Raw genomic sequence first — 23,217 nt, forward strand, 5'->3', positions numbered from 1 at the left:
ATGAGCAACCAGTATAGCCATACCACAGTGCTGCTCGAAGAAGCAGTGGCGCAACTGATCGTTAATCGATCGGGCTTTTATGTGGATGGCACCTTTGGAAGGGGAGGGCATGCCCGTCGGATTCTGGAAGAGCTGGAATCCGATGGGAGGTTGCTCGCTATCGATAAAGACCTGCAGGCACTGAGCCATGCGCACACTGTTTTTGAAGGGGAACAGCGTTTTGCAATCGAGCATGGCTCATTTGCGCGTCTGCAGGAGTTTGTCCAGCAACACGACAGAGAAGGAAGGGTCGATGGCGTGTTGCTGGACCTTGGTGTCAGTTCACCGCAGTTGGACGATCCCGACAGGGGGTTCAGCTTTGCGCAGGATGGTCCGCTGGATATGCGGATGGATACCACAGTTGGCGAAAATGCGGCCGACTGGATTAACCGTGCGTCTGAGAAAGAGATAGCGGATGTAATGTACACCTATGGCGAGGAGCGTTTTTCTCGCCGTATGGCCAAAGCGATAGTTGAAGCACGCCAGCTAAGCCCAATCACAACGACCGGCCGTCTGGCACAGATCATTACCGATGCCAATCCGCGTTGGGAAAAGGGAAAAAATCCGGCGACCCGTGCCTTCCAGGGTATCCGTATCTTTATCAATCATGAGCTGGATGACCTGGAGCGCTGTCTTGATCAGGCTCTGGACGTTCTGGCCGTTGGTGGCAAGTTGGTCGTTATCAGCTTTCATTCGCTGGAGGACCGTATTGTCAAACGTTTCATCCGCAAGCACGTCAAGGGGAACGAGCACCTTCCTGACGGAATGCCTTACACCGATGAGATGCTGAAGATCAGATTGAAATCCGGTAGCAAGGCGATCAAGCCGAGTCAGGCGGAAGTGAATGCAAATCCCAGAGCCAGGAGCGCTGTGATGCGGGTGGCGGTGAAATGCGCTTGATCGAACGTCTTTCTACAGGGCGTGGGAAGCAGGCTCAGACTGAGCGCATGGCAGGATCTGAGCAGTCGATCAACAACTCGCAGGAACTTGCGTTGCTGTCCGGCGCAGACCTGTTCCGCCCGGCAATGTTGCTGATGGTTCTGACTGTTTTACTGGTTGTGACTGCGCTAATGGTGGTGCAGTCGGCTTATGACTATCGCCGATTGTTCAACGATCATCAGACGCTGGTTCACCAATGGGACGAGATGCAGATCGAGTGGGGGCAGTTGTTGCTTGAGCAAAGTGTCTGGGCCGGTCATAACCGAATAGAGAATAAGGCCCGACAAGACCTGGGGATGCTGATACCGGAACACCAACAGATTGAGATAATCAGAGATGAGCGGCAAAACTGAAAATTTACAGGCACAGGTGGCGCGTGGTTGGCGGCTCTGGCTTGTTTTTGCCCTGCTTGCCCTGATCATATCGGCTGTCACGGTAAAACTGGTATCACTCTATGTAGTGGACCAGGCTTTTCTGCAAAGTCAGGGTGATGCGCGCAGTCTGCGCACGATGCTGATTCCTGCTCATCGTGGCCTGATCACGGATCGTCATGGCGAACCTCTGGCTGTCAGCGCTCCGGTTGCCAGTATCTGGGTTGATCCCAAGATGACCGATTTTCAACACCCCCACCTCAATCGTCTGTCCCAGATTCTGGATATCAAACGTGATGAGCTTAACAGCCGGTTGGCCGAGAATATTGATCGACGCTTTCTCTATCTGCGTCGGCAGGTTACGCCAGAGCTGGCTGAGCAGGTTCAGGCGCTGAACATACCTGGTGTGCATGTTGATCGTGAATACAAACGTTATTATCCGGCTGGTGAGGTAACTGCTCATCTGGTGGGCTTCACCAATGTTGACGGCGAAGGTCAGGAAGGACTCGAGCTGGCTTATGATGACGCGCTGCAGGGCGAGAACGGACGTAAACTGGTTATGCGTGACCGTGTGGGTAGAACCATACGGCATATTCGCTCCATTCAGGATCCGGAACCAGGACGTGATCTGCAGCTCAGTATCGATCTGCGCCTGCAGTATATGGCTTATCGTGAGCTGAAGTCAGCTGTTGAGTCTCATGGTGCTGACTCAGGGTCCGTGGTGATTCTGGATGTTAATACGGGTGAGGTGCTGGCGATGGTCAATCAGCCTTCCTACAACCCTAATGATCGTACCCGTCGTACCAGTGATGCGATGCGTAATCGTGCGGTCACCGACCTGTTTGAGCCGGGCTCAACTATCAAGCCGATTACGGTAGCTGCTGCACTGATGACGGGTAAATACCAGGTCGATTCAGTGATAGATACCACGCCGGGCTATATGCGTGTGCGCAGTGCCACCGTGCGCGATCATCGTAACTATGGCAAGTTGGACATCACTGGAATCGTGACCAAATCAAGCAACGTCGGTTCGGTTAAGCTGGCGTTGGATATGGAGCCCGACAGGCTGCGAACCTTGCTCAGCAATATGGGCATGGGGCAGATCACGATGTCGGGTTTTCCCGGTGAGCGCAGCGGTCACTTACCATTTGTGACAGAACGCCAGACGGTTGAAAGAGCCACCATGTCTTATGGATATGGTCTGTCCGTGACTCCCTTGCAACTGGCTCAGGCATACGTGCCACTGGCTACGGATGGCATTGTACGACCGACTTCGCTGCTCAAGACCGAGCAGGTTGCCGGTACCCGCATCATGCCTGAAGGTCTGGGTGATACGGTGCTGGGGATGATGGAAACGGTCATAGGGCCTACAGGCACGGCACGTCGTGCAGCTGTGCAAGGCTATCGTGTCGCAGGCAAAACAGGAACCGTGCATAAAATAGGCCCTTCCGGTTACATAAGAGACAAATATATCGCTGTTTTTGCGGGTGTGGCACCGGTGTCGGATCCGCGTATCGCTATCGCCATCATGGTCGATAACCCGAAAGGGAAAGAGTATTACGGTGGTGAAATTGCCGCCCCGATCTTCTCACGTGTCGCCGCCGGTGCGCTGAGACTGCTCAATGTCGCCCCTGACAACTGGCCAACCGATAGAAAAGAGGTGGCCAGACGATGAGTATCAGAAAAAACATCCTGCTGGCTGACCTGATCCCGGGTGTGACCGGAAAGCATGGCACTATTGCTGTCAGCGGCCTGACTCAGGATAGTCGTGAAGTGGTTCCGGGGGATCTTTTTTTTGCCCGCTCCGGAGCACATCATCAAGGCACAGACTTTATCCGTGAAGCTGCTGAAAAAGGAGCCGTGGCAGCCGTTGCTGACAGGTTGGAGTGGAGTGGTCAGTCGAGCAGCATTCCAGTGATTCCGGTATCGGAACTGGATGTGATTATTGGTGATGCAGCCAGACGTTTTTATGAAACGGATGCTGAGCCGGTGATGGACGTTATCGGTATCACTGGCACCAATGGTAAAACCTCCTGCAGTCATTTTCTGGCTCAGGCGTTGAATCGCCTCGGCAAGCATTGTGCCGTTATCGGTACGATAGGCAATGGTTTCCCGAATAAGCTGCAGCCATCCACGCATACAACACCGGATGCAATCAAAGCCCATCAATTGCTGGCTGAATTGCGATGCCAGGGGGCTGAATGTGTCGTAATGGAAGTGTCGAGTCATGCATTGGACCAGGAGCGAGTGGCAGGCATACGTTTCACTGCTGCAGCTTTTACCAATCTCAGCCGCGATCATCTTGATTATCATCAGGACATGCAGGCGTATGGTGCGGCCAAAGCGAAGCTCTTCCTGGATAAACAGGTGCCTCTGCAGGTCGTGAATCTGGAAGACCCTTTTGGTGCCATGCTGTCAAAAAGTGCTGCGGCCGTAGCTGATCAGTTGTTGACCTATGCTATCGAGCACCCATCCGCTGATCTGAGCGTCACAGAAATGGTGCTGGCTTCAACGGGTATGCAACTGAGCTTCAGAACACCCTGGGGGGAGGTTAGATTTGAAACTGCATTAATCGGTCGTTACAACATCAGTAATCTGTTACTGGTGGCAGGCACGCTCGGACTGTTGGGTTATCGAACGGATGAAATCTCTCTCGCGTTAGCTGGTGTCAACGCGGTATCGGGGCGTATGGAGCGTATCAGTTATCAATCCGATGAGCCTGTTGTGCTGATTGATTATGCCCATACGCCAGATGCACTCTATCAGGCACTTAAAGCACTGACTGTTCACAGGAGCGGGAAGGGGCGTCTCTGGTGTGTATTTGGTTGCGGCGGTGATCGTGATACGGGTAAGCGCCCTGAGATGGGACGTATTGCGTCAGAGCTGGCAGACCAGGTTGTAGTGACCAGTGATAACCCGCGTACAGAGGATCCGGCGCAGATTCTGACTCAGATAGCGGCAGGCATCCCTGCAAAAGCATCCTTCAGTATTGAAGTGGATCGTGCCAAAGCGATCGAGATGGCTGTGATGCAGGCGGGCAGTGAAGATATTGTATTGATTGCGGGTAAGGGGCATGAGGATTATCAGGAGATTCACGGGCAGCGTCACCCCTTCAGTGATCAGAAATATGCGTTGGCAGCCTTACAGAAGAGGTTCTCGTCATGATCGGTGACTGGACTCTTTCAACTCTGGCTCAGGCGCTGAATGCCAGCCATATCGGCCCGGATGTCGAATGTTTGCGCGTTTGTACCGATAGTCGCCAGATTCAGTCGGGTGATCTGTTTGTAGCGCTGCGTGGTCCCAGTTTTGATGGCCATGCCTTTATCGCTGAGGTGCGTGATAAGGGGGCCGTGGCAGCCGTGACTGATCATCAGATCGATGATGCATTACCTCAACTGATCGTCGAGGACACGCTGAAAGCACTGGGTCAGGCGGGCGCACTGAATCGCAGCCGCTTCAGTGGGCAGGTTTTCGCAGTGACCGGCAGCAGCGGCAAAACAACGGTCAAGGAGATGCTGGCCAGCATGCTGGCTGTACGTGGGCGGGTACTGGCAACACGGGGTAATCTGAATAACCTGATTGGTGCACCGCTGACGCTGCTGTCGCTGACCGATCAGCATGACAGCGCCGTGGTGGAGCTGGGTGCCAGTGAGGTCGGCGAAATAGCGGCTACAGTGGTCATGACCAGACCTGCTGTCGCGATACTGAATAATGCTCTGGGTGCGCATATAGAAGGGTTCGGCAGCCTTGAAGCGATAGTCAGAGCAAAAGGCGAGATCTTTGATGCACTGCCTGCTGATGGCGCAGGTATCGTCAATCTGGATGACCCGCATGCAGCCGTCTGGCTGAAGAAACTACAGGGCCTGAACAGACGTGCTGTGACTTTTGGGGTGAACAACCCAGCAGCAGACATGAGTGCCGAAAACCTGCATCAGGAAGCCTCCGGTAATTTCAGTTTTGATCTCTGCTGGCAGCAACAGCGGCTAAATATCACACTGAGTCTGCTGGGGCGGCACAATGTGGCCAATGCCACCGCTGCGAGTGCCGCCTGGGTGGCTGCAGGGTTGCCGTTTGAGCAGATTAAAGAGGGATTGGAAGCCTGTGCGGCGGTTAACGGACGGATGAAGCCAATACGCCTGGCCTCCGGTGCCTTGTTGATTGATGACAGTTATAACGCCAACCCGGATGCGATGCGCGCAGCGATCGATCTGCTGGCGTCACGTCCCGGTAAGCGGATTCTGATTGCGGGTGATATGGCTGAGCTGGGGCCTGATGCCGAGCAACTGCATGCAGCAACGGGTGAATATGCGGCGGCGGCGGGTCTTGATCTGGTTCTGACAACCGGCAAGCTGACCCGGGATCTGCAGCGCGCAGCAAACGCTGGTGGCGCAGCAGCAGAGCATCTTGAATCCTGTGAAGAGATAGTTAAACGCTTGAAAACTGAGCTGAACGATTCGGTCACGCTGTTGGTGAAAGGGTCGCGAAGTGCCGGTATGGAACGCGTGGTGAACGCGCTAAAAGACGGGGAAAACTGAGATATGTTATTACTGCTGGCAGATTTTCTGTCCCAATTTTACAGCGGTTTTGCTGTCGTGCGATATATCACCCTGCGCGGCATTCTCGGCGTATTGACAGCCCTGGCCATCTCATTGATGTTCGGCCCCTATCTGATCAATATGTTACGTAGTAAACAGATAGGTCAGGCAGTGCGTAATGATGGTCCGCAATCGCATCTGAGCAAATCAGGGACACCGACCATGGGGGGCGGCCTGATTCTGCTGGCTATAGCGATCAGTGTGCTGTTGTGGAGCGATCTGAGTAACCGCTATGTCTGGATCACGCTGGGTGTGCTGATAGTGTTCGGTGCAGTCGGCTGGGTGGATGACTGGCGCAAGGTGGTGGAAAAGAACCCACGTGGTCTTCCGGCGCGTTGGAAGTATCTCTGGCAATCAGTGGGCGGCTTCGGGGCCGCCATTGCGCTTTATGCCACTGCCCAGAGCCCGGTCGAAACACAACTGATCGTGCCCTTCTTCAAAGATATCATTATCGAGATGGGGATTTTCTTCATCGTATTCACCTATTTCGTCATTGTCGGCAGCTCCAATGCCGTCAATCTGACCGATGGTCTGGATGGGTTGGCCATTATGCCGACCGTAATGGTGGCTGGCGCTCTGGCGGTGTTTGCCTATCTCAGCGGCCATGTTCAGTTTGCCAATTATCTGAATATACCCTATGTGGCGGGGGCGGGTGAGTTGATCATCTTCTGCGGTGCGATAGTAGGGGCGGGGCTTGGGTTTCTCTGGTTCAACACCTATCCGGCACAAGTGTTTATGGGAGATGTTGGTGCCTTATCGCTGGGTGCGGTGCTGGGCGTGATCGCCGTGATTGTGCGCCAGGAACTGGTGTTGGTGATCATGGGGGGGATCTTTGTGCTGGAAACAGTGTCAGTGATCCTGCAGGTAGCTTCATACAAGCTGACCGGGCGGCGAATCTTCCGTATGGCACCGATTCATCATCATTTTGAACTGAAGGGCTGGCCAGAGCCACGCGTTATTGTCCGTTTCTGGATCATAACGGTGGTACTGGTTCTGATCGGCCTGGCAACCTTGAAAATACGATAGCAGGAGTAGCGAGTGAGCCTGATTGCGACAGATACATTCCGCATCATTATCGGTCTGGGACAGACCGGGCTCTCCTGTGCACGCTATCTGGCTGGCAAGGGCTGGCCGTTTGCCGTTGTGGATACGCGTACTGAACCACCGCTTGCTGCGCAGTTTCGAAGTGAGTTTCCTGATGTTGAGCTGCGTTGTGGTGAATTGAATGCGGCTCTGCTGAGGCAGGCCGATGAGCTGATTCTCAGCCCGGGGGTTGCCAAGTCGGAGATTGCAATACAGGAAGCGGTCGCGGCTGGCGTTCGGCTGACAGGCGATATCGATCTTTTCTGTCGTGAGGCGAAAGCCCCTATCGTGGCGATCACAGGCTCGAATGCCAAGAGTACTGTGACAACGCTGGTGGGTGAGATGGCCAGTGCTGCCGGGCTGAAAGTCGGAGTGGGTGGCAATATCGGCACACCTGCACTCGATCTTCTGGCCCCGGATCTACTGGCTGAGGGTGAAGCCGACCTGTATGTACTGGAACTGTCGAGCTTTCAGCTAGAAACACTGAATGAGCTGCGTGCTGCTGCCGCAACTGTTTTGAATGTCAGTCCCGACCATCTGGACCGCTATACCGGGCTCACAGAGTATTACCAGGCGAAACATCGCATCTATCGCGGTTGTTCACACGCGGTGACCAATCGTGATGATCCGCTGACGGCTCCTTTGCTGTCACAGGGGGTCAAGTTGAGCAGTTTCGGATTGTCGCGTCCGGATCTGATGCAGTTTGGGCTAGTCATGACCGACGGAGAGCTCTGGCTGCACAAAGGACTGGAACCTCTGATGCCGGCTTCTGAAGTGAAAATTCCGGGGCAGCACAATCTGGCAAATGTTCTGGCCGCACTTGCACTGGGAGATGCCGTATCTATCCCCATGCCTGCAATGTTGCAGGCGATAAAAGCGTTTGCCGGCCTGCCGCATCGCTGCCAATGGGTGGCAGAAAAACAGGGTGTGACCTACGTCAACGACTCCAAGGGCACCAATGTCGGGGCCACTCTGGCCGCAATCAAAGGGCTGGGTGAGAGTCTTGAAGGGGACGCCAGACTGGTGCTGATTGCTGGCGGTGTTGGCAAAGAGCAAAGCTTTACCGATCTGAGTCCGGTTCTGGGGCAGTACGGCCGGGCACTGGTATTGATCGGAGAGGATGCTCCCCTGTTGGATCAGCAGATCAATAGTGTACCTAAAATCAGAGCGACAACTTTACAACAAGCCGTTGAAGCGGCAGCGGCAGCGGCTAAGCCGGGTGATATCGTGCTGCTGTCACCGGCTTGCGCGAGTTTTGATATGTTTAATGGCTACAGTGATCGTGGTGATCAGTTCATACAGCAAGTGGTGGCGTTATGTTGAATAGAGCAGCGCTACCGAAACTGCATTGGCCGGCGGCACTGGATCTTGCGCCGGGAAGAATGCCTTTCGATGCGATGCTTGCGCTGTGCGCCATAGCGCTGGTGCTGACCAGTTTTGTGATGATCGCGTCAGCATCCATGGATGTGGCGGCCAGAGATTTTGGTTCTCCGACCTTCTTTATCTTGCGTCAGAGCATCTATATCGGCTTATCACTAGTGGTTGTGGCGTTTGTTTCGATAATACCTGTCTGGGTCTGGCATCGGCATGGAGCCACCTTGCTGGTGTTGGGGTTTGTGCTGCTGGTACTGGTGCTGATACCGGGTATTGGCCGTGAAGTGAACGGTAGTAAGCGCTGGATAGGGCTTGGGTTCTTTAATCTGCAGGCCTCCGAAGTCGCCAAGATGTGTATGGTGCTGTTCATGAGCGGTTATCTGGTGCGGCGTCTGTCCGAAGTGCGAAGTGGTTGGTGGGGAGTGGTTAAGCCAATCATCCCGTTGGCCTTCTACGTTGCGCTCCTGATTCTGGAACCTGATTTCGGTGCCACGGTAATTCTGATGGGTACCGTGATGGGAATGATCTTTCTGGGCGGCATGCGCTTTGGTCAGTTTCTGGTTGTTGTGGTGGGCGCTGCATTTCTGGCCTATGTGATGGCTATCTTCCAGCCCTACCGCATGCAGCGACTGACATCATTTCAGGACCCCTGGGCAGATCCTTTCGGTACAGGGTATCAGTTATCTCAGGCGCAGATAGCCTTCGGTCGTGGAGAGTGGTTTGGTACGGGGCTTGGAAACAGCGTTCAGAAACTGTTCTACCTGCCTGAGGCGCATACAGACTTCATCTATTCAGTCCTGTCGGAAGAGTTCGGTCTGATCGGGGCGTTGGTGATTGTGGTGCTGTATATATTGCTGGTCAGTCGCCTGTTTTTGATCGGGCGGCGTGCCGAAAAACTTCATCAGTTTTTCATGGCTTACACCTGCTACGGATTCGGCTTTATTTTTGCAGGACAGGCACTGATCAATATCGGCGTTAACGTCGGTGCATTGCCGACTAAAGGTCTTACCTTGCCGCTGTTCAGTTATGGCGGCAGTAGTCTGCTGGTTTCGGCAGCGATGATCACCCTGGTATTAAGAATCGACTATGAGTTGAAAAAGTTGCAATACAGTAAACAGGAAAAAGGCAGGAATACAGTGCCTCGGAGAGCTCGCCATGGATAAACCCAAGACACTGCTGGTAATGGCGGGTGGAACTGGCGGACATGTATTTCCGGCGCTTGCCACTGCAGACGAGTTGAAAAAGCAGGGTGTTTATGTCGAATGGCTGGGAACCGCCAAGGGGATAGAAGCCAGAGTGATCCCGGCTGCCGGAATCACCTTGAACCGAATCGAAGTGACAGGTCTGCGCGGTAAGGGGCGAATCAGTTTGCTGTTGGCACCGTTTCGTTTGTGTAAGGCGCTGATGCAGGCTCGACGCGTACTGAAGAAGCTCAACCCGGATGCCGTGTTGGGAATGGGTGGTTTTGCTTCTGGTCCAGGCGGGCTGGCTGCCTGGATGCAGGGTATTCCTGTGCTGATTCATGAGCAGAATGCCGTTGCCGGTATGACCAACCGCGCACTGTCACGATTTGCAACACGGGTGCTGCAGGCTTTTCCCGGCGCGTTTGCGAACCTTTCTGAAGCAGACTGCATCGGCAATCCAGTGCGTGGACCGATTCTGCGTTTGAAAGCTCCAGAGCAGCGCATGAAAGATCGACAGGGCCCTGTTCGTCTGCTGGTCGTCGGCGGTAGTTTGGGTGCTCAGGCATTGAACCAACTGTTACCGCAGGCGCTGGCATTGATGCCGGAAGAGAAGCGTCCTAAGGTCTGGCATCAAACTGGTCATAACCATCTGGAGCATACGTTGAACGCCTATAAGGCGGCCGGTGTGGATGCTGAAGTGGTGCCGTTTATTGAGCGTATGGATGAAGCATGGGGTTGGGCGGATCTGGTGATCTGCCGCTCGGGTGCTCTGACGGTCAGCGAGATAGCGATTGCAGGTGTGGCGGCACTGTTTGTGCCTTTCCCTCATGCGGTCGATGACCATCAAACGACCAATGCAGCCTTTCTGGTGGACACGGGAGCGGCGCGCATGATTCAACAATCCGAACTCACTGCCCAGAAACTGGCACAACAACTTGAAGATCTGAGTCAGCGGGAATTGCTGCTGCAGATGGCTATTAAAGCACGCAGTCTCGGCCGCCCGGACGCCAGCTCCAGGCTGGCCAGTGCTTGTATGGAGGCGATGTCATGAAGCCAATTAATCGCAGCGCCAAGGTTTATGAAGTGCCCGAGATGCGTCGTATCCGCCAGATCCATTTTGTCGGGATCGGTGGTGTCGGCATGTGTGGCATAGCAGAGGTGTTGCTGAATCAGGGGTATATGATCAGCGGCTCTGATATTCGTCCGTCAGCGACAACGGAGCGTCTGAAGGCGCTGGGTGCAACCCTGTATATCGGGCATGACGCCGGTAATGTCGCAGCTGCAGATGTCGTGGTGATCTCAACAGCTGTTTCTGAGAGCAACCCTGAACTGATGGCTGCACGCGAACAGCGTACACCTGTGGTGCGCAGAGCAGAAATGCTGGCTGAACTGATGCGCTATCGCCATGGTATAGCTGTAGCCGGAACGCACGGCAAAACAACGACCACCAGCCTGCTGGCTTCGATGATGGCAGAAGCCGGGCTTGATCCGACTTTCGTCATCGGTGGACGTCTGAACAGTGCAGGCACTAATGCTCAGTTGGGTGATAGCCGCTACCTGGTTGCAGAAGCCGATGAAAGTGATGCCTCCTTCCTCCATCTGCAGCCAATGGTGGCGATTGTCACGAATATCGATGCCGACCATATGGATACCTATGAGGGTGACTTCAACAAACTGAAGCAGACCTTCATCAGTTTTCTACATAACCTGCCTTTTTATGGTCTGGCTGTTCTCTGTATAGATGATCCGGTTGTTGCAGAATTGTTGCCGCAGGTGAGTCGTCCTGTGCTGACCTACGGATTTAGTGAAGAGGCGGATTTCAGAGCGGTCGATATCAGTCAGAAAGCAATGCTGACGCGTTTCAGAGTGATTCGCCCAAGCGGTTATCGTGATCTTGATGTGACCTTGAACATGCCGGGGCGGCACAATGTTCTGAATGCGCTCGCCACCATTGCTGTGGCCACGGATGAAGGTATCGATGACGACGCTATCTGCCGCTCACTGGAAAAATTCGGCGGTGTCGGCCGTCGCTTCCAGGTGCTGGGTGAGCTACCGGTCGACGGGGGAGAGGTGACGCTGGTGGATGACTACGGACATCACCCGCGGGAAGTTAAAGCCGTGATTCAGGCCGTACGTGATGGCTGGCCTGATCGGCGTCTGGTGATGATCTATCAGCCACATCGTTACAGCCGAACCCGTGATCTGTATGACGATTTTGTCCAGGTATTGACTGATGTTGATCTGCTGCTGCTGATGGAGGTTTATCCAGCAGGAGAGACCCCCATCCCCGGTGCTGATACGCGCAGCCTTTGCCGCAGTATCCGTCAGCGAGGTGTGGAACCGGTATTTGTTGAAGATGCGACTGCAGTTGTCGAGGTTCTGCGCAGTGTGCTGCGCCCCGGTGATCTGCTGCTGACACAGGGGGCAGGAGATATCACTGCTCTGGCTCATCGGTTGCGTCAGGAAAATCTATTAGCAAACAGTGACAAGGGGCCAGCATGAGCACCTATAAATTATCTGCGAATGAATCTGCCGAATTTGGTCGTGTGGCCGTCATCATGGGTGGTAACTCGGCAGAGCGCAGTGTGTCGCTCCGCAGTGGCGCTCAGGTGTTGAAAGGGTTGCTGAGCGCGGGCGTGGATGCCTTTGCCATTGATCTGTTTGCCGAAGGTCAGGACCCCGTGAAGCAGCTTCAGTCGGAACCTTTTGATCGTGCTTTTTTGATACTGCATGGTCGCGGTGGTGAGGATGGCACGCTGCAAGGGTTGCTCGAGATGATGCAAAAGCCCTACACCGGCAGCAATGTCAGTGCTTCGGCACTGGGGATGGATAAACTGCGCTGCAAACAGCTCTGGATAGGGGCAGGTTTGCCGACCCCCGGGTTTGCGCTGCTGGATCAGCAGACCGATCTGGCTCATGTAGGAGAGCAGCTTGGTTATCCATTAATGGTGAAGCCAGTTCATGAAGGCTCCAGCATCGGTATGAGTCGAGTGGCGTCTCTGGATGAGTTGTCGGCTGCCTATGCGGAAGCGGCACGCTATGACCATTGCGTGATTGCCGAGCAGTGGGTTGATGGACCTGAGTTTACCGTGGCGATACTGCATGATCGTTCATTGCCTGCAATCAGGCTGGAAACACCACATGGCTTCTATGACTTCAATGCGAAATATGAAGCGGAAGACACGCGCTACCTGTTTGATACCGAACTCAGCGATGAGCAGGTTGAGGCGCTGGGTCAGTTGGCTTTGAATGCCTTTCGTATGGTCGGCTGCAGTGGCTGGGGGCGTGTGGATGTGATGATGACCCGCAGTGGACAGTTTCAGTTGCTGGAGGTGAATACGTTGCCGGGCATGACTGATCACAGCCTGGTGCCGATGGCGGCCGGCCAGGCGGGCATGAGTTTTGAACAGCTGGTGGTGGAGATTCTGCGGACATCTCTGCCTCGGCAGGAGGGCGTAACAGCATGAATCTTCACCTGCCCTGGCTGAAACAGCCGGCGCAGGCCGGTGCGCCGGAAGTGATAAAGGGAGCCAGTCGTGTTGCCCAGACGCAGCCTGAATTTTCATCCGGTCAGGGTGAGATAGATCGCATCTGGCGTCCGCTGACATTGTTAACGCTGCTGATGGTGTTTATCGGTATCAGCAGCACCATGACGCGTGACTTTATTGGCTGGTTGGATCAGCCGGTGGCACAGATAAAAGTCAGCGGGAGGGTGGAGCATCTGGATAGAACGCTGCTGGCACAGAGGCTCGGTCAAAGTCTGGCACAGCCGTTGTTATCACTGGATCTGCAACAACTGCGTGAGCAAACTCTGGCAGATCCCTGGGTACACAATGCGATTCTGAAACGGCAATGGCCACCAGCACTGGAAGTGGTCGTGATTGAAGAGGTACCTGTGGCGCGCTGGGGGGATAAAGGCCTGCTGAACCATCAAGGGGATATTTTCTGGCCAGAATTGAAGCCTGAGTATGATCAGTTGCCCAGACTGAATGGACCGTCACATGAAACGCGCAGGGTGATGCAGCAGTACCATGATCTGAGTCGGGTATTTGCCGGAACAGGTGTGCAACTGACGGGCCTGACACTTGAAGGCAGGGGAGCATGGAACCTGGAGTTGGATAATGGCATACGTGTGGTGGCCGGGCGTGAGCAGATGATGCCAAGGCTCAGACGCTTCATCAAAATTTACGAAGCAGAGCTTCACCGACAGGTTGAGCAGATTGAACAGATTGACATTCGATACACCAATGGCGTTGCCGTTCAATGGCGCGCCGAGGAGAAGCCCGACAATGCAGGTTAAACAGGCAGCGGCGGACAGTAATATGATTGTGGCGCTGGATATCGGCACCACCAAGGTGCTTTGTCTTGTCGGTGAAATATGTGCCGATGGCAGCATCGAGATAGTCGGTGTTGGTTCGCACCCCTCACGAGGTATGAAACGTGGTGTGGTTGTGAACATCGAGTCAACAGTAACGTCGATTCAACGTGCTGTTGAAGAAGCGGAGCTGATGTCCGGCAGCAAGATACATTCAGTGACGGTGGGAATTGCCGGCAGCCATATCAGCAGCATGAATTCACATGGAATTGTGGCCGTGAAAGATCGTGAAGTGTCGGATCAGGATCTGGAGCGGGTGATCGATGCTGCGAGAGCGGTTGCGATACCGGCTGATCAGCGCATCATCCATATTCTTCCGCAGGAGTATCTAATTGATAATCAAGAGGGAATCAAGGAACCTCTGGGTATGTCCGGTGTCCGTTTAGAGGCCAAAGTGCATCTGGTCACTGGTGCAAGCAATGCGATACAGAATATTGAAAAATGCATTCGCCGTTGTGGGCTTGAGGTGGATGCGATCGTGCTGGAGCAGTTGGCATCCAGCTACTCGGTTTTGACCGAGGATGAGCGTGACCTGGGCGTGTGTCTGGTGGATATCGGTGGCGGCACTACCGATATCGCCGTGTTTACCGCTGGATCGATCCGCCATACAGCCGTTATCCCGATTGCCGGTGATCAGGTGACCAACGATATCGCGATGGCTTTGCGCACGCCAACGCAGCATGCCGAAAAAATCAAGGTCAAGTACGCCTGCGCTTTGACTCAGCTGGCCAATGCGAATGAGATGATCAAGGTGCCGAGTGTCGGTGATAGACCTGCGCGTGATCTGTCCCGTCAGGCATTAGCTGAAGTGGTTGAGCCACGGTACGAGGAGCTTTTTGCACTGATTCAGGCGGAGCTTCGGCGTTCGGGGTATGAAGATATGGTGGCCGCGGGCATCGTGTTGACAGGTGGCACCTCGAAAATGGAGGGCGCAGTGGAGCTGGCGGAGGAAATTTTCCATATGCCGGTTCGCCTGGCCGTACCGCAGGGTGTCAGAGGGATGGAGTCACTATTGCAGAATCCGATCTATGCGACGGGTATCGGCCTGCTCCATCACGCAAAAAGAGGTTTCAAGCCAGTTGCTCAGGCAAGGGTTTCAGAACGAAAAGTAACAGACAGAAAAACGCCAGATAAGAAGGTGCAGGATACAAGGATCCAGATACAAAGCGGGCAGGACAGGAATAAACAGGAAGGGTCGTCACCGCGACTGCAGATAGGTGATCTGCTGGCACGGGTGAAGGCATGGTTCAAGGGCAATTTTTAATAACCAGTTACAAAATTCAGCGCTGCCGGATAGTAGTCACAGGCGATGCTGGGGAGGGGTGAGATGTTTGAATTACTAGATAATGTACCGCAGAACGCTGTGATAAAAGTGGTCGGTGTTGGCGGTGGCGGCGGTAACGCCGTAGAGCATATGGTGAACTTCGACCTGGGTGGGGTGGATTTCATCTGTGCAAACACTGATGCTCAGGCGCTCGACAGAATGTCGACACGCATCGTGTTGCACATCGGCGGAAATATGACCAAAGGGCTGGGGGCAGGTGCCAACCCTGATATCGGTCGTCAGGCAGCGGTGGAAGATCGTGATCGCATTGCCGAGACAATGCGTGGTGCCGATATGGTGTTCATCACGGCTGGTATGGGTGGTGGAACCGGAACCGGGGCAGCCCCAGTCGTGGCTGAAATCGCCAAAGAGATGGGTATCCTGACAGTGGCCATCGTGACCCGACCTTTCCGTTTTGAAGGTCGCAAGCGTATGGAAATTGCTGAAAAGGGGATCCGCGAACTGCGTGAGCATGTCGACTCTCTGATCATCATCCCGAATGAAAAACTGATGCAGGTACTGGGCAAAAACTGCAGTCTGATCAATGCATTCAATGCGGCAAATGATGTCCTCAAAGGTGCAGTACAGGGAATTGCCGATCTGATTACCCGTCCGGGTATGATCAACGTCGACTTTGCCGATGTGCGTACCGTCATGTCCGAAATGGGGATGGCGATGATGGGCACGGGTATCGCCAGAGGTGACAATCGCGCTCAGGAAGCTGCAGAGGCGGCGATTCGCAGTCCGTTACTGGAGGATATCGATCTCAAGGGCGCACGCGGTATTCTGGTGAATATTGCTGCCGGTGAAGATCTGAGCCTCGGTGAGTTCAACGAGGTGGGTAGTATCATCGAAGAGTGTGCGGCTGATGATGCCACGATTGTTGTGGGCACCGTCATCGATCCGCAACTGGGAGATGAGCTGAAAGTGACTGTTGTAGCTACCGGACTTGATCGTCAGAAAGAGCCGGAAGTGCGAATGGTCAGCAATAATCCCAAAGTTGAGCCCAAGGCGGCGGAAACTCCAGCAAGCTTTGATCAGATAGAGCTGCCGGCGATTCTGCGACGCCAGAAGCAGGAAGCGCTGCTGGATCGTCCGGATCCCAAGGAGCGCCAGTCTGCTGAAGCACGCAGAGCTGCAGCGGGTAATGACTACGGTGCGCTGGATATTCCGACTTTTCTGCGTAAGCAGGCGGATTGATCCGACCGAGAGGTCAAGTTCGTGATTGGACAGAAGGGACTCTTCTGTTATTATTCGCGATTGAAAATCAGGTAGATTGGACTGGCAGGACTCGATGATCAGGCAGCGTACATTAAAAAACAGTATCAAGGCGACTGGTATCGGTCTTCACACAGGGCATAAAGTTTATCTGACTCTGAAGCCGGCACCGGCTGATCACGGCATCGTGTTTCGTCGTACGGACCTGGATCCGGTTGCCGAAGTCAGAGCGGATGCGCTGAGTGTGACGGATACAACGCTGTCTACCAATCTGACCGAAAATGGTGTCAGGGTAGCAACAGTTGAACATCTGATGTCTGCGATGGCTGGTCTGGGTATCGACAATGCGATTGTCGAGCTCAGTGCCGAAGAAGTCCCGATCATGGATGGCAGTGCTGCGCCCTTTGTTTTCCTGATTCAGTCTGCTGGTATTGCCGAGCAGGATGCGCCGAAGCAGTTTATCCGCATCAAAAAAGAGGTATCGGTCGAGGTCGATGGTAAAACAGCCTGCTTCCGTCCATTTGATGGGTTCAAGGTGGGATTTCGTATCGAGTTCGACCATCCAGCGTTTTCTGATCGCAACCTGGAAGCTTCGCTGGACTTTTCGACCAGCTCTTTCGTGAAAGAAGTCAGCCGGGCTCGTACCTTCGGTTTTATGCGTGATATCGAATTCCTGCGCTCCCAGAATCTGGCCTTGGGTGGCAGTTTTGACAATGCGATAGTGGTTGATGATTTTCGCATCCTGAACGAAGACGGCCTGCGCTATGACAATGAGTTTGTTAAACACAAAATTCTGGATGCAGTAGGCGATCTGTATCTGTTGGGTAAAAGTCTGATTGGCGAGTTCTATGGTTACAAGTCCGGCCATCACCTGAATAACCTGCTGCTGAGAAAGCTGTTGGCGACTGAAGGGGCCTGGGAGAGTGTAACCTATGACGAAGTGGAAAAGTCTGTTCCCATTGCTTACCAGCGCCCACTAGAGGTGCTGTAACACACCCTGTGAGGGTGTTTGTACATGGGTAGCGCAAAGGCCGGGTTTTCCCGGCTTTTTCGTTACCGAAATATCTGAAAATCGCCTGAATTACAGTGTCTGACAACAGTGATCCGGTTCATGTTTTCGGATCCCTGCCCGAAGTGTTGAAAACAAAGTTGATATACGTCTAAGGTTTTACAGTTTAAATATCAACTAACTGCCCCAATATGTGTAAAATGTTGCGCTGGTCTGCCCGGCACGGCCCCTGATAATTTCTGGAACGGTTAAAAGTCTGATTATGCTGACATCACTGCTAAAAAAGGTTTTCGGAAGCAAGAACGATCGCGAACTCAAACGGATGATGCGTCTTGTCAAGGAGGTCAACGCGTTTGAGCCTGAGCTTGAAAAACTCAGTGATGATGAGCTGAAAGCGCTGACACAGAAGTATCGCGAGCGCTTTGCGTCCGGAGAAACTCTCGATAAATTGCTGCCTGAAGCCTTTGCCACAGTGCGCGAAGTGTCCAAACGGGTCATGCAGATGCGCCACTTCGATGTGCAGATGATCGGTGGTATCACTTTGCATGAAGGCAAGGTTGCAGAGATGAAAACCGGGGAAGGTAAAACCCTGGTGGCGACCCTGGCAGTATATCTGAATGCCCTGACAGGTAAGGGCGTACACGTCGTGACCGTCAACGACTATCTGGCCAGTCGTGATGCCGAGTGGATGCGTCCACTGTATGAAGGACTGGGCCTCAGTGTGGGTGTGATCGTATCGGGTCAGGACTCCGCATCCAAACGTGAGTCCTATGCAGCCGATATCACCTATGGCACCAACAACGAGTTCGGTTTTGACTATCTGCGCGACAACATGGCGTTCAGTCTGCAGGATAAAGTGCAGCGGGGCTTCAACTTTGCTGTTGTCGATGAGGTCGACTCCATCTTGATTGATGAGGCCAGAACACCTCTGATCATCTCTGGTCCATCTGAAGACAGCTCAGCACTGTATCGGCAGATCAACCTGCTTATCCCGACACTGCAGCAGTATCACGGCGAGATAGACATCAAGGATGAGACTCAGATCATTGAGGAGCATTTCGCGGTTGATGAAAAGAACCGTACTATTGAGCTGACCGAGTCCGGCCATCAGCTGGTGGAAGATCTGTTGATCAATGAAGGCTTGCTGAAAGAGGGTGAGAGCCTTTATGCGCCTCATAACCTCAATCTGCTGCATCACGTACTGGCAGGTCTTCGCGCTCACTATCTGTTCAATCGCGACAAGGACTATATCGTTCAGGATAATCAGATAGTCATCGTCGATGAGCATACCGGCCGTATCATGCCGGGTCGTCGCTGGTCTGAAGGGCTGCATCAAGCCGTTGAAGCCAAAGAGGGTGTCAAAATACAGCAGGAGAGCCAGACACTCGCCTCGACCACCTTCCAGAACTACTTTCGCTTGTACGAAAAGCTGTCGGGTATGACGGGTACTGCGGACACCGAAGCCTTCGAACTGCATCAGATCTATGGTCTGGATGTCGTGGTTATTCCAACCAACAAGCCGATTCAGCGTGCTGATCATAACGATGTCATTTTCCTCACGATGGAAGAAAAATATCTGTCGATCGTTAAAGAGATCCGTGAATCACAGCGTCTGAACAGACCTGTTCTGGTCGGTACAGCATCGGTTGAATCCTCGGAGCTGCTCTCCAGCATGCTGACCAAGGAGAAGATCAAGCACAACGTACTGAACGCCAAGAATCATGGCCGTGAAGCAACCATCATTGCTGATGCCGGTCGCCCTGGTGCAACGACTATCGCCACCAACATGGCAGGCCGTGGTACCGATATCAAACTGGGCGGAAACCTGGAGGCCGAACTTCAGGCGCTGGATAATCCGACACCTGAACAGATAGAAGCGGTCAAGGCTGACTGGAAAAAGCGCCATGACATAGTTATCGAAGCAGGTGGTTTGCATATTCTGGGTACAGAACGTCACGAATCACGTCGTATCGACAATCAGCTGCGTGGTCGTGCCGGCCGTCAGGGCGACCCCGGTTCCTCACGCTTCTTCCTGTCAATGGAAGATGATCTGATGCGCATCTTTGCCTCAGATCGTGTGCGCCAGTTCATGCAGGCGCTGGGTATGGAGAAGGGTGAAGCGATTGAACACAAGATGGTCAGCAACGCGATTGAGAAAGCGCAGCGCAAGGTTGAGGGCCGCAACTTCGATATCCGTAAGAATCTGCTTGAATATGATGATGTTGCCAATGATCAGCGTTCGGTGATCTATGCTCAGCGTAATGACATCATGGCAAGTGATGATATATCCGAGACGATCACCAGCATACGTGACGAAGTGGTTGATAACCTGATCAGTGATTTTATTACGCCGCAGAGCCTGGCTGAAACCTGGGATGTTGAAGGCCTGGAGAAAGCACTGGAAACAGATTTCTCAGTACAGCTTCCTGTCCAACAGTGGCTGGATGAAGATCACCAGCTGCATGAAGAGCCACTGCGCGACAAAATTCGTGATGAAATTGCCAGGATTTATACCGAGAAGGAAAATCTGGTGGGCGCGCCAACCATGCGCATGTTCGAGAAGCAGGTGATGCTTCAGGTGCTGGACACTGCCTGGAAAGAACATCTGCAGACTATGGAGCTGTTGCGTCAGGGTATTCATCTGCGTGGCTATGCGCAGAAGAATCCGAAGCAGGAGTACAAGCGGGAAGCATTTGAACTCTTCCAGAATCTGCTCGACAATATCAAGCGTGATGTTGTACGTATCATCAGCCATGTCAAAGTGCGCGAGCAGGAAGATGTTGATGCGATTGAGCGTCAACGTCGCGAACAAGCTGAGCGCCAGCAGATGAATTTCGAGCACTCCCAGGCCAGTGGCATGAAGGGTGAGGCGGACTCAGAGGATGGTTCGGATCAAGAGCAGGATGATAAACAGGATCCTTACGTGCGCGATATGCCCAAAGTGGGCCGCAATGATCCCTGTCCGTGTGGATCCGGCAAGAAATTCAAACAGTGCCACGGCAAACTCTGATCGATTAAAGCGGTAGTAAAAAGCGCCGTAGTAAAAAACGTATCAGTAAAAATGAAACCGGGAAAGCAGCAATCGCTGCTTTCTTGCTGTATAAACAGGCAAAACTGCCGGGCAAACCAGCCAGGCGCAGATGAACAAATTTGATGAGGGCTGTGAAAATGGCGGTGGGTCCGGAAACAATATCAACCTTACATCCGATTAAAGGGTTTCGACTCGGGACCGCATCAGCAGGCATCAAAAAACCGGGGCGTAAGGATCTGGTGGTGATGGAGATCCCCGTTGGCGCGAGTGTTGCGGGTGTGTTTACACTCAACCAGTTCTGCGCGGCACCTGTACATGTTGCAAAACAGCATCTGGGCAGTGGTATTGCCAGCCGTTATCTGCTGATCAACACCGGTAATGCCAACGCAGGAACGGGTGAGGCAGGGATGCGAGATGCTTTGGCCTGCTGTCAGGCACTGGCTGATCTCAAACTGACAGATCATGAAGCGGTACTGCCTTTTTCCACCGGCGTGATTGGTGAGCCTCTGCCAGTGAGCAAAATTCTGGCAGGTCTGGACGCAGCATGTGAGCAGTTGTCTGAATCTGGCTGGGCGGATGCAGCTGTCGGCATCATGACAACCGATACCCGTGCCAAGGGCTCCAGCGTCCAGATCGAGCATCATGGCCAGACGATTACCCTGACCGGCATAGCCAAGGGCTCAGGCATGATCATGCCGAACATGGCGACGATGCTGGGCTTTGTGGCGACCGATGCCAGAGTCGATACCAACCATCTGCAATTGCTGCTCAGAGATGCTACTGAGAAGTCCTTCAACCGCATCACGGTTGATGGCGACACCTCGACCAATGATGCCTGCATGCTGGTGGCCACTGGTGCCAGCGGTATTGAGGTTAATGATCTTGATCCTCTGCTGGCAGATAAATTCAAGGCAGCCCTGAATCAAGTGATGCTGGATCTGGCCCAAGCGATCGTCAAGGATGGTGAGGGCGCAACCAAATTTGTTGAAGTACGCGTCGAGCGTGCTGGCAACACTGATGAAGCGCTGAAGGTTGGTTATACCATCGCGCACTCGCCACTGGTCAAGACCGCTTTGTTTGCCAGCGACCCCAACTGGGGACGCATACTGGCGTGTGTCGGCCGAGCCGGTGTGCAGGATCTGGATGTGGATGAAGTGCAAATCTGGCTGGATGATGTCTGCATAGTCGATAACGGCGCACGTGCCGCCAGCTATACCGAAGAGGCGGGCCAGGCGGTGATGAATCGTGAAAACATTCTGATCCGTGTCGTGCTGCACCGTGGAGATGCGGCAGAAAGCATCTGGACAACAGATCTGTCGCACGACTATGTCAAAATCAATGCCGAGTACCGCAGCTGAGTATGAATGACGTGATTCATGTTGTGGCGGCGGTAATTGTCGATGCCGCAGGTCAGATTCTGATAGCCCGTCGTCCTGAGAGCAAACATCAGGGCGGCCTCTGGGAGTTTCCGGGTGGCAAGGTGGAGGTCGGTGAAACACCACTCGATGCTTTGCAGCGGGAGCTGCATGAGGAGCTGGGTATTGATGTGAATCAGGCCCGGCCTCTGATTCAGATACTGCACCGCTACCCTGATAAAAGCGTCAAGCTGGATGTCTGGCGAGTGGATGGCTTCAGCGGTGAGGCGCATGGCAAAGAGGGGCAGCCGGTCTGCTGGGTGGATGAAGCCGAGTTGGATGAGTATGCCTTTCCTGCGGCCAACAAACCGATCATCACTGCCTTGCGCTTACCCGAGCGCATGCTGATTACCGGTGACTGTACGCTTGATGAGTATCCTGCACGTGTGGAAGCGGCGCTGCTGCAAGGCGTCAGGCTGGTGATGCTGCGTGCCCATGATCTTGACATCAATCAGCTCAAACCTCTGTGGCATGAGTTGAATCAGATCTGTGATGATCACAATGCCCGGCTGGTGTTGAACAGCTCAATCGAAGTGGCAAACGAACTGCAGGCTGGTGCGGTGCATCTGACTGCTGAGCGTCTTGGACGCCTTGCCGGCCGTGATGCTTTTAACGGGCGTATGCTCAGTGCATCCTGCCATTCCCCTCAGGAGCTGGAGATGGCACAGCAGAAGGGGCTGGACTTTGTGACACTGTCGCCTGTCATGCCGACCTTGTCACATCCCGATCAGCCCGCTCTGGGGTGGTCTGTGTTCAGTGGCTGGGTTGAGAATGTCACATTGCCGGTCTATGCGCTGGGCGGGATGGATGAGTCCTGTCTTGAGCAAGCCTGGGCCTCTGGTGCCCAGGGTGTTGCCGGTATCTCATCCTGGTGGTGATACTTCCGTCGCTACCACTTTATCAGCCGGTGGCTCCTGAAGTCTGGCTGTTTCAGACAGCTCCTGATTCTGTGTACGTTTCATCATGCGGGTTTTCTGATGCAAAGCAGTCTTGGCTATCATGTGTGCGCTGACAGGTGCGGTGATGAACAGGAACAGTGTGATCAGCAACTCATGTACACTCAGTCCACTACCCTCTATCGTGAACATGATCATGGATGCTATCAGTAACCCACCCATTCCCAGAGTGGTAGCCTTGGTTGGTGCGTGCAGGCGGGTATAAAAATCCGGTAGGCGCATCAGCCCGATGGATCCTACCAGCACGAACGCCCCCCCGATCAGCAGAAAGATACAGATGATCAATTCTATGAAAAAATTCATG

General features: G+C 53.7%; 19 protein-coding genes. 18 read left to right on the top strand and 1 reads right to left on the bottom strand.

The genetic code is table 11. The features are described from left to right. From rsmH to ACK3CJ_RS04850, 18 genes are all read left to right on the top strand, one after another. Nucleotides 1-939, top strand: a complete 939-nt coding sequence (gene rsmH, locus ACK3CJ_RS04765) for a 16S rRNA (cytosine(1402)-N(4))-methyltransferase RsmH (RefSeq protein WP_409525283.1) — start codon at nucleotides 1-3, stop codon at nucleotides 937-939. Further along, nucleotides 930-1,331: a cell division protein FtsL gene (gene ftsL, locus ACK3CJ_RS04770; RefSeq protein ID WP_409525284.1), complete on the top strand. Its 402-nt coding sequence runs from the start codon at nucleotides 930-932 to the stop codon at nucleotides 1,329-1,331. The genes rsmH and ftsL overlap by 10 nt, the downstream gene beginning before the upstream one ends. Next, the gene (locus ACK3CJ_RS04775) at nucleotides 1,315-3,024 is read left to right on the top strand and encodes a peptidoglycan D,D-transpeptidase FtsI family protein (RefSeq protein WP_409525285.1); all 1,710 of its coding nucleotides are present in this window, start codon (nucleotides 1,315-1,317) and stop codon (nucleotides 3,022-3,024) included. Before ftsL ends, ACK3CJ_RS04775 begins: the two co-directional genes overlap by 17 nt. Then, on the top strand, nucleotides 3,021-4,514 hold the full coding sequence (locus tag ACK3CJ_RS04780; RefSeq protein WP_409525286.1) for a UDP-N-acetylmuramoyl-L-alanyl-D-glutamate--2,6-diaminopimelate ligase: 1,494 nt from the start codon (nucleotides 3,021-3,023) through the stop codon (nucleotides 4,512-4,514). The genes ACK3CJ_RS04775 and ACK3CJ_RS04780 overlap by 4 nt, the downstream gene beginning before the upstream one ends. Then, nucleotides 4,511-5,884: a UDP-N-acetylmuramoyl-tripeptide--D-alanyl-D-alanine ligase gene (locus tag ACK3CJ_RS04785; RefSeq protein ID WP_409525287.1), complete on the top strand. Its 1,374-nt coding sequence runs from the start codon at nucleotides 4,511-4,513 to the stop codon at nucleotides 5,882-5,884. Before ACK3CJ_RS04780 ends, ACK3CJ_RS04785 begins: the two co-directional genes overlap by 4 nt. A gap of 3 nt (nucleotides 5,885-5,887) precedes the next feature. Further along, a complete protein-coding gene (mraY, locus tag ACK3CJ_RS04790; protein ID WP_409525288.1) occupies nucleotides 5,888-6,970 on the top strand; it encodes a phospho-N-acetylmuramoyl-pentapeptide-transferase in 1,083 nt (360 codons plus the stop codon). Nucleotides 6,971-6,982: 12 nt separating this feature from the next. After that, nucleotides 6,983-8,350, top strand: coding sequence for a UDP-N-acetylmuramoyl-L-alanine--D-glutamate ligase (gene murD / locus ACK3CJ_RS04795; protein ID WP_409525289.1), 1,368 nt, complete (start codon nucleotides 6,983-6,985; stop codon nucleotides 8,348-8,350). Further along, on the top strand, nucleotides 8,344-9,564 hold the full coding sequence (ftsW, locus tag ACK3CJ_RS04800; protein ID WP_409525290.1) for a putative lipid II flippase FtsW: 1,221 nt from the start codon (nucleotides 8,344-8,346) through the stop codon (nucleotides 9,562-9,564). The genes murD and ftsW overlap by 7 nt, the downstream gene beginning before the upstream one ends. Next, nucleotides 9,557-10,636 carry an undecaprenyldiphospho-muramoylpentapeptide beta-N-acetylglucosaminyltransferase gene (gene murG, locus ACK3CJ_RS04805; protein ID WP_409525291.1) on the top strand — a complete coding sequence of 360 codons (1,080 nt, stop codon included), beginning with the start codon at nucleotides 9,557-9,559 and terminating at the stop codon, nucleotides 10,634-10,636. Before ftsW ends, murG begins: the two co-directional genes overlap by 8 nt. Then, nucleotides 10,633-12,087: a UDP-N-acetylmuramate--L-alanine ligase gene (gene murC / locus ACK3CJ_RS04810; protein WP_409525292.1), complete on the top strand. Its 1,455-nt coding sequence runs from the start codon at nucleotides 10,633-10,635 to the stop codon at nucleotides 12,085-12,087. Before murG ends, murC begins: the two co-directional genes overlap by 4 nt. Further along, nucleotides 12,084-13,052 (top strand): D-alanine--D-alanine ligase, encoded by a 969-nt coding sequence (locus ACK3CJ_RS04815; protein WP_409525293.1) that lies wholly within the window; start codon nucleotides 12,084-12,086, stop codon nucleotides 13,050-13,052. Before murC ends, ACK3CJ_RS04815 begins: the two co-directional genes overlap by 4 nt. Beyond that, nucleotides 13,049-13,885 (top strand): cell division protein FtsQ/DivIB, encoded by an 837-nt coding sequence (locus tag ACK3CJ_RS04820; protein ID WP_409525295.1) that lies wholly within the window; start codon nucleotides 13,049-13,051, stop codon nucleotides 13,883-13,885. The genes ACK3CJ_RS04815 and ACK3CJ_RS04820 overlap by 4 nt, the downstream gene beginning before the upstream one ends. Next, nucleotides 13,875-15,224: a cell division protein FtsA gene (gene ftsA / locus ACK3CJ_RS04825; RefSeq protein ID WP_409525296.1), complete on the top strand. Its 1,350-nt coding sequence runs from the start codon at nucleotides 13,875-13,877 to the stop codon at nucleotides 15,222-15,224. Before ACK3CJ_RS04820 ends, ftsA begins: the two co-directional genes overlap by 11 nt. A 63-nt stretch (nucleotides 15,225-15,287) precedes the next feature. Beyond that, on the top strand, nucleotides 15,288-16,484 hold the full coding sequence (gene ftsZ / locus ACK3CJ_RS04830) for a cell division protein FtsZ (protein ID WP_409525297.1): 1,197 nt from the start codon (nucleotides 15,288-15,290) through the stop codon (nucleotides 16,482-16,484). Between the two features lie 94 nt (nucleotides 16,485-16,578). Further along, nucleotides 16,579-17,493 carry a UDP-3-O-acyl-N-acetylglucosamine deacetylase gene (gene lpxC / locus ACK3CJ_RS04835; RefSeq protein ID WP_409525298.1) on the top strand — a complete coding sequence of 305 codons (915 nt, stop codon included), beginning with the start codon at nucleotides 16,579-16,581 and terminating at the stop codon, nucleotides 17,491-17,493. Nucleotides 17,494-17,773: 280 nt separating this feature from the next. Then, on the top strand, nucleotides 17,774-20,521 hold the full coding sequence (gene secA, locus ACK3CJ_RS04840) for a preprotein translocase subunit SecA (protein ID WP_409525299.1): 2,748 nt from the start codon (nucleotides 17,774-17,776) through the stop codon (nucleotides 20,519-20,521). A 158-nt stretch (nucleotides 20,522-20,679) separates the two neighbouring features. Beyond that, the gene (gene argJ, locus ACK3CJ_RS04845; RefSeq protein WP_409526546.1) at nucleotides 20,680-21,900 is read left to right on the top strand and encodes a bifunctional glutamate N-acetyltransferase/amino-acid acetyltransferase ArgJ; all 1,221 of its coding nucleotides are present in this window, start codon (nucleotides 20,680-20,682) and stop codon (nucleotides 21,898-21,900) included. A gap of 2 nt (nucleotides 21,901-21,902) precedes the next feature. Beyond that, nucleotides 21,903-22,835 carry a Nudix family hydrolase gene (locus ACK3CJ_RS04850; protein ID WP_409525300.1) on the top strand — a complete coding sequence of 311 codons (933 nt, stop codon included), beginning with the start codon at nucleotides 21,903-21,905 and terminating at the stop codon, nucleotides 22,833-22,835. Here ACK3CJ_RS04850 and ACK3CJ_RS04855 read toward each other — a convergent pair. Then, complete coding sequence (locus ACK3CJ_RS04855; RefSeq protein ID WP_409525301.1) at nucleotides 22,821-23,216, bottom strand: Na+/H+ antiporter subunit G; 396 nt, start codon at nucleotides 23,214-23,216, stop codon at nucleotides 22,821-22,823. The genes ACK3CJ_RS04850 and ACK3CJ_RS04855 overlap by 15 nt on opposite strands. Nucleotide 23,217 lies beyond the last annotated feature (1 nt).

The organism is Nitrincola salilacus, assembly GCF_046271865.1.
GTDB lineage: Bacteria > Pseudomonadota > Gammaproteobacteria > Pseudomonadales > Balneatricaceae > Nitrincola > Nitrincola salilacus.